A 13,078-nucleotide genomic window follows, 5' to 3' on the forward strand; every position below is an offset into this window, starting at 1 on the left:
GGCGGGAGGTAGTCGGCGGGGGCCAGGCCCCAGCCGCGCGGGCGGGCCTCGGCGCCCGGGTCGAGACCGGCCAGCCAGCCGGCGCCGCCGGTGGTGGTGTGCGGGGAGCCGCCGCCGATCACCAGCACCACGTTGGGGTCGGTCCACCGGTGCTGCGAGACGGTGTCGGAGGTGAGGACCGAGACGCGTTCCCGGTCGGTGCCCAGGGATTCGCAGATGACGAACGTGCGGTGCACGCGGCCCAGCAGCAGGGCGATCTCGGCCGGGCCGGCGCCGGGCGAGGTGAGGACGGCGACCTTGGGGTGGGCGCGGCAGACGTTGACCGCGCGGCGCAGGGTGCGGGGGGTGGCGACGACGACGCGGGCGTCGTCCCAGGGCATCCCGGCGCGGGCGAAGGCGGTGGAGACGGCCGAGACGGCGGGGACGACCTCGACCTCCAGGCCGTGTTCCGGGTCGCGCAGGGTGCGGACGACGCCGAAGAAGCCGGGGTCGCCGTCGGCCACGACCACGGCGGTGCCGCGGTGGGCGGCGATGCGCCGGGCGGCGAGGGCCACGCTGCCGAGGGTCACGCGCTCGGCGTGGTCCGGGACTTCGGGCAGGGCCAGGTGCCGGGGGGCGCCGGCCACCAGGGTGGCCGCGTGCAGCGCGGCGCGGGCCGCCGGGTCCAGCGGGGAGCCGTCCCATCCGATCACCGTGACGCGGTCGGCCATGGTCGGGGTGCTCCTGGACTCGTCGCGGGCCGTCGTGGACGGCGACGAGCCTACCCTGCGCGGTAGGCGGTACCCGGGGCGTCCTCGAGGTCCTCGGGGAGCAGGCCCCAGACGATGAGATCGGTGCGGATGTCGGTCCAGCCGCCGTCCTCGGTGCGGGAGCGGACTATCAGCGCGTTGCGCAGGATGCCCTCGCTGACGCAGCCGATCTTCTGGGCGACCTGCTGGGATGCGGTGTTGCCGGCGGCGGTGCGCAGCTCCAGCCGCTCGAACTTCTGGTCGTGGAAGAGCCACTTGGCGAGGGCCAGCACGGACTCGGCCGCGTAGCCCTCGCCTCTGGCCCAGGGGGCGACGACGTAGCCGACCTCGGTGGCGAGGGTGTGCCAGTTGGTGCTCTTGAGGTGGACGCTGCCGACGAGCCGGTGGGTGAGCTGCTCGGTGACGGCCAGGACGATGCCTCTGCCCGTGGCGCGTTCGGCGGGGGCGGCGCGGGTGATCCAGTCACGGGCTTCGGCGGTGGTGTACGGGATGGGGACCAGGGTCCAGGCGGCGGTGAGTTCGTCGTTCATCATCGCGGTCAGCTCGGGGATGTCCGCTTCCTCGAAGGGGCGCAGCTCCAGCCGGTCCGTGCTGAGCGAGACGTCGGGGAAGGTGGGTGTCATGGGGCCGCTCCATGCCTTGAGTCAGAGGGGACAGCATGCAGTATCGGCGGGCCGGGCGCGGCGCCGGGCCCCGGCTGGTGCCGGGGCCCGGGCGGTGGGGTGGCGTCAGGAGGCGGGGACGATCGAGCCGCGGTAGGTGTCCTCGATGAACTGCCGTACCTCGTCGGAGGTGAGCAGCTCGGCGAGGGTGCGGACGCGGGGGTCGTCCTCGTTCCCGGCCTTGACGGCGAGGAGGTTGGCGTACGGGTTGCCGTCGGCCTCCTCCAGGAGGAGGGCGTCCTCGGCGGGGACGAGGTCGGCCTCGATGGCGTAGTTGCCGTTGATGACCGCGGCGTCGAAGTCCTCCAGGGAGCGCGGGAGGGTGGCGGCCTCCAGTTCCTCGAACGCCAGGCCGTGGTCGTCGGTGATGTCGGCGAGGGTGGCGTCGGCGCCGGTGCCGTCGGCCAGTTCGATCAGGCCGTTGTCGGCGAGGAGCGTCAGGGCGCGGCCCCCGTTGGTGGCGTCGTTGGGGATGGCGACGGTGGCGCCCTCGCCGAGGTCGGCGGCGCTGTCGACGGCGCTGGAGTAGAGGCCGAGGGGTTCGAGGTGGACGTCGGCCACGGGGACGAGGTCGGTGTGCTGGTTGGCGTTGAAGTCGTCCAGGTAGGGCTGGTGCTGGAAGAAGTTGGCGTCGACCTCGCCGCTGTCGACCGCGGTGTTGGGGAGCACGTAGTCGGTGAACTCCCGGATCCGCAGGTCGAGTCCGGCCTCCTCGGCGAGGTTGTCGCGGACGAATTCGAGGATCTGGGCGTGCGGGGTGGGGCTGGCGGCGACGGTCAGGGGCGCGGAGGCGTCGGTTCCGCCGCCGTCGCCTCTGCCGGTGTCCGGGTCGGAGTCCGTGCCGCAGGCGGTCAGGCCGAGAGCGAGGGCCGCGGTGGCGGCGGCGACGGCGCCGGTCTTGAGGTGGGTGCGCATGAGGGGTGCCTTTCGTCTTGTCCTTGCTGGTGCGGGTGCCGCGGGTCGGGCGGGGCCCGGCGGTCCGGGGTGCGGTGCCGGGGGGCCGGGGGACGGGCCGCGGCCCGTCTCAGGAGCGTTCGCGGCGGTGAAGGAGGCGGACGGCGCCGTCGCCGAGGAGCTGGACGGCCGTCACGATGACGACGAGGACGACGACGGTGACGAGCATGAAGCCGTCCTCGAACCGCTGGTATCCGTAGGTGAGGGCGAGGGTGCCGAGGCCGCCGCCGCCCGCGGCGCCGGCCATCGCGGAGTAGCCGATGAGCGCGATGACGGTGGTGGTGAGGCCGGCGACGAGCGAGGGCAGCGCCTGCGGCAGCAGCACCTTGAGCACGACGGTCCAGGTGCCGCCGCCCATGGCCTGGACGGCCTCCACCAGGCCGTGGTCGACCTCGCGGACGGCGGTCTCCACCAGGCGGGCGAAGAACGGGATGGCGCCGATGGCCAGCGGCACGATGGCGGCGGTGGGGCCGACGGCGGTGCCGATGACGTACCGGGTGAAGGGGATCAGGGCGACCATCAGGATGATGAACGGCAGCGAGCGACCGATGTTGACCACGACGCCCAGGGCCTTGTTGACGACCAGGTTCGCCAGCGGGCCGCCGCGGTCGGTGAGGACCAGCAGCACGCCGATCGGCAGGCCGCCGAGGACCGCGTAGACGGTGGACCAGCCGACCATGTAGAGGGTGTCGATGGTGCCCTGCTCCAGCAGGGGCCGCATCTCGGACCAGGTCATCGGTCACCTTCCGGGGATTCCGGGAGCTCCGGGTGCTCGGGAGACGCGCCCGGGTGCTCGGGGAGTTCGGGGAGTTCGACGGTGAGGCCCCGGGCGCGCAGGAAGGCGAGCAGGGCCGCGTTCTCCCCCGGGCGGCCCGGGAGTTCGATGCGCATCCGGCCCACCTGGCGGCCGGCGACGGTGTCCATGGCGGCGCCGAGGATGGAGACGTCGGTGTCGTGGGCCCGGGCGAGCTGGGAGATCACCGGCTGGGCGGCGCGCTCGCCGTGGAAGGTGATGTCCACCACGGTGCGGCCGTCGGCGACGGCGCCGCCGGTGACCGGGAACAGCTCGTGCGCCAGGCGGGAGCCGGGGGTGGCGAGCAGGTCGGAGACGGCGCCGGCCTCGACGACACGGCCCCGTTCCATCAGGGCGGCGGAGTCGCAGACGGCCTTCACCACGTCCATTTCGTGGGTGATCAGCAGCACGGTGAGGCCGAGGTCGCGGTTGAGGTCGCGCAGCAGTCCCAGCACGGAGCGGGTGGTCTCCGGGTCGAGGGCGGAGGTGGCCTCGTCGGAGAGGAGCACCTTGGGGTCGCCGGCCAGGGCGCGGGCGATGCCGACGCGCTGCTTCTGGCCGCCGGAGAGCTGGGCGGGGTAGGCACGGGCCTGGTCGGCCAGGCCGACCAGGTCGAGGAGGTCGAGGGCCTTGCGGGCGCGCTCGCGGCGGCCGAGGCCGAGGATCTCCAGCGGCAGCTCCACGTTGCCCCGCACGGTCCGGGCGGAGAGGAGGTTGAAGTGCTGGAAGATCATGCCGATGCCGCCGCGGGCGCGGCGCAGCGGGCGGCCGGCCCGGTTGCCGCGTCCGGCCAGGGCGGTGAGGTCGAGGCCGTCGACGGTGACGGTGCCGGAGGTGGGGCGTTCCAGCAGGTTGAGGCAGCGGATGAGGCTGGATTTGCCGGCTCCGCTGCGGCCGATGACGCCGTACACCTCGCCCGGTCGGACGTGGATGCTGACGCCGTCGAGCGCGACGACCTCGCGGCCGCGCGAACGGTAGACCTTGGTCAGGTCCGTGGTGGTGATCACTGGGCTTCCGTGACTGTCGGGTGCCGGGGCACGCCCCGGCCTCGGGGGGCCGTGGCCATGACGGGACGGGGTGAGCACAGGCCCGGGCCGGCGGACCGCGGTCCGCGGGCACGCGGACGCCGGGGCGCGGCTCAGGGGGTCGCTTCGGGGCGCGAGGCTGCTCGGACGGGGGCCCTCAGCGGGCACACATGCGGCCGGGACAGCGGCGACGACAGCGAGCGCCGGGCATGGAGGCTGCCTCGGTCGTCCGGGGACGGGTGCTCGTCATCATGTGCACAAGTAAAACAGATGTTCCCCTGGTGGCAGGTGGCGGCCCCGCGGCCTGTGGCCAACGCCACGGGCCGCACCCTCCCGCCGGGCGGCGGGAGACGCCCCGTTAGAGTCGGCGCATGTTCACCCCGCTGACGGTCACGGTGATCGTGGCCGCGCTGCTGCTGGCCGCCTGGTGCGGATACGCGGCGTACCGGGACCAGCCGGTCAAGGACTGGCACTACCTGGGCATCGGCGCGGTCCTGCTGCTCACGCTGGTGCAGGCGGGCATCACGGTGGCCCGGATGGCGGGCGGCGAGCGCCCGGCCGACGGCGGTACCGCCGTCTTCGTGTCGTACCTGGTGTCGGTCCCGCTCTGCCTGCCGGTGGTCGCGATCGTCTCGCTCGGCGAGCGCACCCGGTGGGGATCGGTGACGGTGGCGGTGGGCGCGGTGGTGCTGGCGGCGCTGGAACTGCGCCTGAACGACGTGTGGGCGGGAGGCGTCGGTGGCTGAGGAAACGACCGCGTCGCGGGGACCCGATCTGCGGCGGGGTCCGGGACGGCTGCTGCTGACGCTGTACGGCGTCTTCACCGTGGGCGCGGCGTCGCGCTCCGTCTATCAGCTCTCCACGCGCTTCGACGAGGCGCCGCTGGCGTACGTGCTGTCGGCGGTCGCCGCGCTGGTGTACGCGTTCATCACCGTCTGCCTGGTGCGCGGCGGCGAGGGGGCGCGGCAGGTGGCCCTGGTGTGCTGCGCGGCGGAGCTGACCGGCGTGCTGGCGGTCGGCACCTGGACGCTGGCCGACCCCGCCGCGTTCCCGGACGCGACGGTGTGGTCGGACTACGGCGTCGGTTACCTGTTCCTGCCGCTGGTGCTCCCGGTGACCGGCCTGCTCTGGCTGCGCCGCTCGGGGCCGCGCGTGGCGGCCTGAGCGACGCCCGCTCCCTACGCGCTGGCGGCCAGGTCGCGGGAGACCTCCTTCTCCATGGTGACCAGGCTGAGGTGCCGGGAGACCTCCTCGGTGCTCACCGGCGCGTAGCCGAGCCTGCGGTACAGGCGCAGGTTGCCCACGCTGCGGTGGCCGGTGAGGAGGCGGTAGCGGGCGGCGTCGCGCTCGGCGGCGAGCCGGTCCTCGATCGCGGCGAGCAGCCGGCCGCCGAGGCCGTGGCGCTGCATCCGGGGGTGGACGATGAGCCGCCCGATGCAGGCCGTGCCGTCGGCGTCGACCGATCCGCGTACGGAGCCCACGACTTCGCTGCCGAGCCGCGCCACGAGCACGGTGGTCTCGGCCATTTCGGCGCGCAGGGCGGCCAGGGACTGGGTGAGCGGGGCGATGGTGTAGTCCCCGTACAGCTCGGCCTCGGACTGGTAGCAGAGGTACTGGAGCTTCAGGATCTGCTCGGCGTCCTGCTCCGCCGCCCTGTCGATCGTGACGCTCATGCCCATGTGCACACGCCTCCCAAGCGAGGTGTCGAGCCGGCCCGGCGTGTGGTGAGGGTCGCGCGTCCGGCCGACAATTGCCCTGACGGCGCAGGTCAGCCCCGCGCCGTCAGCATTGTGCAAGGGAGCCGGGACCCAGGGCTACGGCCCCGGGCCAACTGCGTTGTGAGATTTACGACTCGGGATTCGGGTGTCAGCGCCGGAAGTCCGCCGCGGCGAGCAGCGCGGTGTCGGGATGGTCGGCGAAGACACCGTCGATGCCGGTGCCGAACCAGGCGCGGAGCGCGCCGAACACGTCGCCGTAGCCGTTGGGCGAGTCGCCGCGGCGGAACTCGGCAGGCAGGTACCGGTTTTCGTTGCGGGCGGTGTAGGGGTGGACCAGCAGGCCCGCGTCGTGGGCGTCGTCGACCAGGGAGGTGGGCGTGCCCAGCGTGCCGTCCGCGCGGCGCGGGATGACCAGGTCGAGGGTGGGCCCGATGCCCTGCGCGTACGCGGCGATCTCGCGCAGCCCGTTCCGGGTGATGAGGTCGGCGACGGTGCGCGGGTCGCCCGCGTCGGTGAAGTCGTACGGGCGCGAGCCGGCCGAGGAGAGCAGCACGACGCGCGGGGTGTCCACGAGGCCGGCCATGCGTTCCATGCTGCTCGGCTCGAACGACTGGAGCAGGACACGGGAGTTGGCGCGGTGCTGGTCGTGCCTGCGGAGCAGGCGGGCGAGCGGCTCCTCCAGGCCGAGGCCCAGGGAACGGAAGTAGGTGGGGTGCTTGGTCTCGGCGTAGAGCCAGACCGGGCGGCCCCGCTCGCGGCCCTGCTCGGCGGCCCAGCGCAGCACCTCGTCGAACGAGGGAACGGTCCAGCGGCCGTTGTACAGCGTGTTGTTGGGGCGCTGGTCCGGCACCCGCTCGGTGGCGCGCAGGGTCTTGAGCTCGGCGAGCGTGAAGTCCTCGGTGAACCAGCCGGTGATGGACTGGCCGTCGACGGTCTTGGTGGTGCGGCGGCCGGCGAACTCCGGGTGGTCGGCGACATCGGTGGTGCCGCCGATCTCGTTCTCGTGGCGGCAGACCAGGTGCCCGTCGCGGGTGGGCACCAGGTCCTGCTCGATGACGTCGGCGCCGAGGTCGAGACCGAGCTGGTAGGAGCCCAGCGTGTGCTCGGGGCGGTAGCCGGAGGCGCCGCGGTGGGCGATCACCGTCGGCCTGGGCAGCTCACGGGCCACGCCGCCGCCGGCGGCGGGCCTGCTGTCCGCGTGGGCGGCGGGGGCCGCGGTGCCCAGGAGCGCGGCGGCTCCGGTGCCCGCCACCGCGACGCCGAGCACGGCCCGTCTGCCGGGTCGCGCCGATTCCCCGCCTGCCGCCTGCTGAGCTGCCATGTCCACTCCGTAGGGCTCGAAACTGTGGGCCCGCGCGGTCCCCGCGGGCCGACGATCGCGCCCCGATCGTGGTGGGCGGCCCTGTACGCACCGGTACGGGCGAGGAAACGCATGAGGAAGCCGCGTCAAAACTGAGTATCCGTGGTGTGAACCCGGTGCGCGACGCGAGAGAAAGGACGAGTATCGTCCCTAGACATACGGGTACACGCATGCCCATGACCGACCGGAGGGGAAGTTGTCCCGATTCGTGCTGCTGAAGGTGCTGCTCGGCCCTCTGCTGAAGCTCTTCTTCCGCCCGCGGGTCGAGGGAGGCGAGCGCATTCCCGCCGAGGGCCCGGTCATTCTGGCCGGCAACCATCTCACGTTCATCGACTCGGTGATCCTGCCCCTGGTCCTGGAGCGGCAGGTGTTCTTCATCGGCAAGGACGAGTACGTCCGGGGCCGGAGCCTGAAGGGCCGGCTCATGGCCTGGTTCTTCACGGCCGTCGGCATGATCCCGGTGGACCGGGACGGCGGGCACGGCGGCGTCGCGGCGCTGATGACCGGGCGCCGGGTGCTGGAGGAGGGCAAGGTCTTCGGGATCTACCCCGAGGGCACGAGGTCTCCCGACGGACGCCTGTACCGGGGCCGCACCGGCATCGCGCGGCTGACGCTGATGACGGGCGCGCCGGTGGTGCCGTTCGCGATGATCGGCACCGACCGGGTACAGCCGGGCGGCCGGGGCCTGCCCCGCGTGGGCCCGGGCCGGCGGATCACGGTCCGCTTCGGCGAGCAGCTGGACTTCTCGCGGTACGAGGGCATGGACCGGGACCGCTACGTGCTGCGGGCGGTGACCGACGAGGTGATGACCGAGGTCATGCGGCTGTCCGGCCAGGAGTACGTCGACATGTACGCGACCAAGGTCAAGGCGGCCTAGCCCGGCGCCGCGCCGCCGCGAGCACGGCGGCGGCGCACGCGGCGGGGGGCTCATTGCCAGGGCAGGGTGGCCCGGTGGCGCCAGTAGGCCGGGGCGGGCTCCGCCAGGGTGGCCAGGGCCGCGCGGTGGGACTCGTCCAGGGTGACGGCCGCCGCCGCGAGGTTGCCGTCGAGCTGCTCGACCGTGGCCGCGCCGGACAGCACGATCCCCGCCCATGGCTGGTGCAGCACGGCGGCCAGGGCCACGGCGTCCGGGCCGGTCCCCGTCTCCTCCGCGATCCGGCGCAGCGCGGGCGGCGCGGCGTCGCCCGCCAGCCGGCCGTTGGCCATGCCCTCCTTGACGATCACGGTCAGCCCCGCCGCGTGCGCCTCGGCCAGGGCGGGCCCGGCGGAGGTCTCCAGCACGTTGAACGTGGACTGCACGGTCCGGAACAGCGGCCGGCCGTCCACGGTGACCCGGAGGGCGGCCCGGATCGCGTCGGCCTGCGCCGGGCCGGACGTGGACAGCCCGACGCTCACGCCGGACGCGGCGAGCCGGGCCAGCCGCCCGACCACCTCCGGGTCGGTGAGCGCGGGGCTGTCCGGGGTGACGGAGTGGATCTGGTACAGGTCCAGCCGGTCGCCCAGCAGCTCCCGGCTCTCGGCGTACTGGCGGTCGAACGTGGCGGCCCCGTGGTCCTTGACCTCGTGCGTGTCCGCGTCGGCGCGCCACCCCGCGGTGTAGGTGTAGCCCCACTTGCTGCCGACGACGACGTCGGTGGCCGCCTCCGGCCGGGCCCGGAGCCACGCGCCGAGGAACTCCTCGGCCCGCCCGTAGGACCGGGCGGCGTCCACGTACCGCACGCCGCGCGCGACGGCGGCGTCGAGAAGCCGGTGGGTCCGGTCCCGCAGCGCCTCCGGCGAGCGGTCCCCGGGCAGGTCGCGGGAGCGCCCGAGGGTGATGTATCCGGGCCGCCCGACGGCGGCGAGGCCGAGCCCGATGCGGGCGACCGGGGTGGCCCCGGGGCGGAAACGGGAGAACGTCATGCGGGACCTTACGTGCGCGTGGTGCGAGGGAAACGGTCCTCACCGTACCCGGCGCGGCCGGGGCGGGCGGCCGTGGCCGAACGGCGCCGGGCGGCCGGTCCGTCCGATCGCGGTGGCGACGGGCCGCCCCGGGGCCCGGCGCGATCGCGCAGGTCCGGGCCGTTCCGGCGCGCCGCCGGGTGCGCGGGCGAACACGTTCTTCGAAGCACTGGCGACATGACGACGAAACGCCTCACTCATACCGTCAGGACATGGCGGACGTTTTCGACTCGTACACGCTGGCGGACGCGTGGGACGAGATGTTTGAAAGACCCGGGGTGGTCCGCGCCTCCTACGAGCCGGTTTTCGCCGCGCTGCAACCGCTGGACGCGGCGGAACTGTCGTTCCGCGCCGAGCAGATGGCCCGGTCGTTCACCGACCGCGGGGTGACGTACGCGCACGCCGGGGAGGAGCGGCCCTTCCCCCTGGATCTCGTGCCGCGCATTCTCGACGCGCTGGAGTGGGAGGCGATCAGCCGCGGCGTGCGGCAGCGCATCCGCGCGCTGGAGGCGTATCTCGCCGACGCGTACGGCCGGTGCCATGCCTTCGAGGACGGCGTGGTGCCCTACCGGCTGCTGCACTCCTCGCCGCACTACCACCGGGCGGCGCACGGCGTGGAGCCGCCCAACGGGGTGCGGATCCACGTCGCGGGTGTCGACCTGGTGCGGGACGTGGACGGCCGGTTCCGGGTGCTGGAGGACAACGTCCGCATTCCGTCGGGCGTTTCGTATGTCATCGAGAACCGGCGGGCGATGACGCGGGTGTTCCCGTCCCTCTTCGCCGAGGCCCCGGTGCGGCCGGTCGACGAGTACCCGCAGCGGCTGCTGGCCGCCCTGCGGGCCGGCGCCCCGGAGGGCGTGCACGACCCGACGGTCGTGGTGCTGAGCCCCGGCGTGCACAACGCCGCCTACTTCGAACACGCGCTGCTGGCCCGGCTGATGGGCGTGCAGCTGGTGGAGGGCCGCGACCTGGTCTGCTCGGGGAACCGGGTCCGGATGCGGACCACGCGCGGCGAGGTTCCCGTGCACGTGGTCTACCGGCGCGTCGACGACGACTTCCTCGACCCGCTGCACTTCCGGCCGGATTCGGTGATCGGCTGCCTCGGCATCATGGGCGCGGCGCGCGCGGGGCACGTCACCCTGGCCAACGCCGTGGGCAACGGCATAGCCGACGACAAGCTGCTCTACACCTATGTGCCGGACCTGATCCGCTACTACCTCGGAGAGGAGCCGCTGTTGCCCAACGTCGAGTCCTACCGGCCCGAGGAGCCAGGGCAGTTGGAAGCCGTGCTCGACCAGCTCGGCGAGCTGGTCATCAAGCCGGTGGACGGCGCGGGCGGCGCGGGCATCGTGATCGGCCCGCAAGCGGACCGCGCCACGCTGGACGCGGTCCGCGCGCGCCTGATCGCGGACCCGCGCGGCTGGATCGCGCAGCGGCCCGTCATGCTCTCCACCTCCCCGACCCTGACCGACGCCGGCGTCGCGCCGCGCCACATCGACCTGCGGCCGTTCGCGGTGAACGACGGCTCGGACATCTGGCTGCTGCCCGGCGGCCTGACCCGGGTGGCGCTGGGCGAGGGGAACCTCGTCGTCAACTCCAGCCAGGGCGGCGGCTCCAAGGACACCTGGGTGGTACCGCGGCACCGCACGCCCGGCGAGGGCGGCCCCTCCATCCTGTCCGCGATCGCCGCCGGGGAGACGCTGCCGCCCGCCCGGAGCGTCGCCCCGCGCCAGTTGGGCCCGGCCGCCGTGGCCGCCGAACCGCAGGGAGGCCAGCAGTGACGACCGCCGACGTGATGCTCTCGCGGATCGCCGAGTCGCTGTTCTGGGTGGGCCGTTACGTGGAGCGCGCCGACGACACCGCCCGCATCCTCGACGCCTACCTGCACCGGCTGCTGGAGGATCCCTGGAGCGACGAGGACGCCGCCTGCCGGTCCCTGCACGCCATCCTGGGCGCCGTGCCGGCCCGGGACCGCTCGTGCGACATCGACCAGGTGCTGGAGCACCTGGCGTTCGACCCGGGCAGCGGCGGCTCCATCGACGGCGCGATCGGCGCCGCCCGGGAGAACGCGCGCCGGGCCCGCGAGGTGGTGTCCACGGAGATGTGGGAGTGCCTCAACTCGACCTGGCACGGCCTGGCCGAGCAGCGCGCCGCCGTCCGCCGCACCGGCCCGCACGCCTATCTGAGGCTGGTCAGGAGCCGGGCCGCGCTGTTCTTCGGCCTGGCCGACTCGACGATGAACCGCGACGACGGCTGGCGGTTCGTGGTGCTGGGCCGCAGCCTGGAACGGGTCGACATGACGGCCCGGCTGCTGGCCGTCCGGGTGCTGGCGGCCGTGCACGCCCCGGACTGGCCGACACTGCTGAACGCCGGCGGCGCGGACGAGTCGTTCCTGCGCGCCCACCGCGGCGCGGGCGACTCCGCGAGCGTCGCCGGATTCCTGCTGCTGAACCGGGACTTCCCCCGGTCGGTGCTGCACGCCCTGGCCACCGCCGAGGACTGCCTGGCGGCTCTGGCCGGCCACGGCGGACGCGGGCGCGGCCCCTACGGGCGGCCCGACGCGACGCTGCTGCCGATCGGCCGGATGCGCACCCGCCTGGAGTACCTCGACCCCGAGGTGCTGCCCGGCGGGCTGCCGGGCCTGCTGCGGGACCTGCAGGAGGCGTGCACCGAGTCGGCCGCCGCCGTGGCCGAGCAGTACTTCCCGTACGACGGACCGGTCGCCTGGTCCCAGGAAGGAGTCTGAGCCCGTGCCGGGACGCCGTCTGAAGATCCGCCACGAGACCCGCGTCGTCTACGAGGGCTCCGCCACCTCGTCGCACAACGAGCTGCGCATGACGCCGCTGACGCTGCCCGCGCAGACCGCGCTGGACGCCAGGATCGAGATCAGCCCGGCCGCTCCGACGGGGAGCTACTGGGACTACTGGGGCACGCAGGTGACGACGTTCGACCTGATGGAGCCGCACGAGTCGCTCCGCGTGGTGGCGACCAGCCTGGTGGAGACCTCTCCCCCGGCACCGCTGCCGGGCGAGCCGGACTGGGGAACGGTGCGGGCGCGACTGGAGCACGGCAGGTATGCCGAGTTCGGGCTGCCGACGCCGCGCACCACGGTCGGGGACGAGCCGGTCGCGGCGGCCCGCGCGGCGGTGGCGGGCCTCGGCCCGCACGAGGCGGCGCTGGCGGTCGCCGGGCTGGTCCGGGACCGCGTGGCGTACATCTCCGGCAGCACGGGCGTGCACACCGGGGCCCAGGAGGCGTGGTCGCAGGGCGCCGGGGTGTGCCAGGACATCGCCCACCTGACCGTGGCCCTGCTGCGCCGGGTGGGGCTGCCCAGCCGGTACGTCTCCGGCTATCTGCACCCCGACCCGGACCCGGCGCCGCACGAGACAGTCGCCGGGCAGAGCCACGCCTGGATCGAGTACTGGGCGGGCGGCTGGGTCGGCTACGACCCGACCAACCGCACCCGCGCGGGCGAGTCGCACGTGATCGTGGGCAAGGGCCGCGAGTACGGGGACATCGTGCCGCACAAGGGCGTGTACCACGGCGCCCCCAGCGGATCCCCGCAGGTGACCGTCGAGTTCACCCGGGTCGCCTAGGGCCTCTCTTCCGGCACGGGGCCACGACGCTCCCCCAGCCCGGCGGCTGGGAGGTGCCCCCACCGTACGAGCTGCGATCCGGCGCCCTGCTGGCGCATGGGGGTACCTCCCGGGCCCCGAGGGGCCCGGGGGAGCCAGACCCCGCGGCCTGATCCTCCCCCGGACCGGCGTCCGGGAGGCGCCCCCACGATCCGAAAGACAGGCCCTAGTGTCCTGAGTCGGAGATTCGTCGTTGGTCGGGTGTGACGCGACCTGGACCGAGGATTCCGCCGTTGACGCT

At 73.9% G+C, this 13,078-nt stretch carries 14 protein-coding genes; 6 read left to right on the forward strand and 8 right to left on the reverse strand.

Annotated features, from left to right (window positions below; translation table 11 throughout):
• From cbiE to ACSNOC_RS24325, 5 genes are all read right to left on the reverse strand, one after another.
• A partial coding sequence (cbiE, locus tag ACSNOC_RS24305; protein WP_436749698.1) for a precorrin-6y C5,15-methyltransferase (decarboxylating) subunit CbiE occupies positions 1-710 on the reverse strand: 710 nt, incomplete at its 3' end.
• Between the two features lie 50 nt (positions 711-760).
• Positions 761-1,372, reverse strand: a complete 612-nt coding sequence (locus ACSNOC_RS24310; RefSeq protein ID WP_436749699.1) for a GNAT family N-acetyltransferase — start codon at positions 1,370-1,372, stop codon at positions 761-763.
• Positions 1,373-1,477: 105 nt separating this feature from the next.
• Positions 1,478-2,326: a MetQ/NlpA family ABC transporter substrate-binding protein gene (locus ACSNOC_RS24315; RefSeq protein WP_436749700.1), complete on the reverse strand. Its 849-nt coding sequence runs from the start codon at positions 2,324-2,326 to the stop codon at positions 1,478-1,480.
• Positions 2,327-2,435: 109 nt separating this feature from the next.
• Positions 2,436-3,101, reverse strand: coding sequence for a methionine ABC transporter permease (locus tag ACSNOC_RS24320; RefSeq protein ID WP_436749701.1), 666 nt, complete (start codon positions 3,099-3,101; stop codon positions 2,436-2,438).
• A complete protein-coding gene (locus ACSNOC_RS24325) occupies positions 3,098-4,165 on the reverse strand; it encodes a methionine ABC transporter ATP-binding protein (protein WP_436749702.1) in 1,068 nt (355 codons plus the stop codon). Before ACSNOC_RS24325 ends, ACSNOC_RS24320 begins: the two co-directional genes overlap by 4 nt.
• A 389-nt stretch (positions 4,166-4,554) precedes the next feature.
• Here ACSNOC_RS24325 and ACSNOC_RS24330 point away from each other — a divergent pair, with 389 nt between their 5' ends.
• Entirely contained in the window at positions 4,555-4,929 is a 375-nt protein-coding gene (locus ACSNOC_RS24330; protein ID WP_436749703.1) for a hypothetical protein, read from the forward strand.
• On the forward strand, positions 4,922-5,347 hold the full coding sequence (locus ACSNOC_RS24335) for a hypothetical protein (RefSeq protein ID WP_436749704.1): 426 nt from the start codon (positions 4,922-4,924) through the stop codon (positions 5,345-5,347). Before ACSNOC_RS24330 ends, ACSNOC_RS24335 begins: the two co-directional genes overlap by 8 nt.
• A gap of 14 nt (positions 5,348-5,361) precedes the next feature.
• Here ACSNOC_RS24335 and ACSNOC_RS24340 read toward each other — a convergent pair whose 3' ends face one another.
• Together ACSNOC_RS24340 and ACSNOC_RS24345 are read right to left on the reverse strand one after the other, a co-directional pair.
• On the reverse strand, positions 5,362-5,862 hold the full coding sequence (locus ACSNOC_RS24340) for a GNAT family N-acetyltransferase (RefSeq protein ID WP_436749705.1): 501 nt from the start codon (positions 5,860-5,862) through the stop codon (positions 5,362-5,364).
• Positions 5,863-6,049: 187 nt separating this feature from the next.
• The gene (locus tag ACSNOC_RS24345) at positions 6,050-7,222 is read right to left on the reverse strand and encodes a glycerophosphodiester phosphodiesterase (protein WP_436749706.1); all 1,173 of its coding nucleotides are present in this window, start codon (positions 7,220-7,222) and stop codon (positions 6,050-6,052) included.
• A 235-nt stretch (positions 7,223-7,457) separates the two neighbouring features.
• On the opposite strand from ACSNOC_RS24345, the gene ACSNOC_RS24350 reads away from it, so the two are divergent.
• Positions 7,458-8,138: a lysophospholipid acyltransferase family protein gene (locus ACSNOC_RS24350; protein WP_436749707.1), complete on the forward strand. Its 681-nt coding sequence runs from the start codon at positions 7,458-7,460 to the stop codon at positions 8,136-8,138.
• Positions 8,139-8,188: 50 nt separating this feature from the next.
• Here the strand turns inward: ACSNOC_RS24350 and ACSNOC_RS24355 are convergent, their stop codons facing one another.
• Complete coding sequence (locus ACSNOC_RS24355) at positions 8,189-9,163, reverse strand: aldo/keto reductase (RefSeq protein WP_436749708.1); 975 nt, start codon at positions 9,161-9,163, stop codon at positions 8,189-8,191.
• 251 nt (positions 9,164-9,414) lie between these two features.
• Here ACSNOC_RS24355 and ACSNOC_RS24360 point away from each other — a divergent pair, with 251 nt between their 5' ends.
• Genes ACSNOC_RS24360 through ACSNOC_RS24370 form a run of 3 tightly spaced genes read left to right on the forward strand, consistent with a single transcriptional unit; the run spans position 9,415 to position 12,798 of the window.
• Positions 9,415-10,983 (forward strand): circularly permuted type 2 ATP-grasp protein, encoded by a 1,569-nt coding sequence (locus ACSNOC_RS24360; RefSeq protein ID WP_436749709.1) that lies wholly within the window; start codon positions 9,415-9,417, stop codon positions 10,981-10,983.
• 14 nt (positions 10,984-10,997) lie between these two features.
• Entirely contained in the window at positions 10,998-11,948 is a 951-nt protein-coding gene (locus ACSNOC_RS24365) for an alpha-E domain-containing protein (protein WP_436749711.1), read from the forward strand.
• 4 nt (positions 11,949-11,952) lie between these two features.
• Entirely contained in the window at positions 11,953-12,798 is an 846-nt protein-coding gene (locus ACSNOC_RS24370; RefSeq protein WP_436749710.1) for a transglutaminase family protein, read from the forward strand.
• Positions 12,799-13,078 lie beyond the last annotated feature (280 nt).

The sequence above is a fragment of the Streptomyces sp. URMC 129 genome (genome assembly GCF_051386415.1).
Classification (GTDB): Bacteria; Actinomycetota; Actinomycetes; order Streptomycetales; family Streptomycetaceae; genus Streptomyces.

Coding starts and splice junctions, on each gene's coding strand:
- ACSNOC_RS24345 (WP_436749706.1), bottom strand. CDS start 7,222: ATGGCAGCTCAGCAGGCGGCAGGCGGGGAATCGGCGCGACCCGGCAGA.
- ACSNOC_RS24355 (WP_436749708.1), bottom strand. CDS start 9,163: ATGACGTTCTCCCGTTTCCGCCCCGGGGCCACCCCGGTCGCCCGCATC.
- ACSNOC_RS24310 (WP_436749699.1), bottom strand. CDS start 1,372: ATGACACCCACCTTCCCCGACGTCTCGCTCAGCACGGACCGGCTGGAG.
- ACSNOC_RS24320 (WP_436749701.1), bottom strand. CDS start 3,101: ATGACCTGGTCCGAGATGCGGCCCCTGCTGGAGCAGGGCACCATCGAC.
- ACSNOC_RS24360 (WP_436749709.1), top strand. CDS start 9,415: ATGGCGGACGTTTTCGACTCGTACACGCTGGCGGACGCGTGGGACGAG.
- ACSNOC_RS24340 (WP_436749705.1), bottom strand. CDS start 5,862: ATGGGCATGAGCGTCACGATCGACAGGGCGGCGGAGCAGGACGCCGAG.
- ACSNOC_RS24330 (WP_436749703.1), top strand. CDS start 4,555: ATGTTCACCCCGCTGACGGTCACGGTGATCGTGGCCGCGCTGCTGCTG.
- ACSNOC_RS24315 (WP_436749700.1), bottom strand. CDS start 2,326: ATGCGCACCCACCTCAAGACCGGCGCCGTCGCCGCCGCCACCGCGGCC.
- ACSNOC_RS24365 (WP_436749711.1), top strand. CDS start 10,998: ATGCTCTCGCGGATCGCCGAGTCGCTGTTCTGGGTGGGCCGTTACGTG.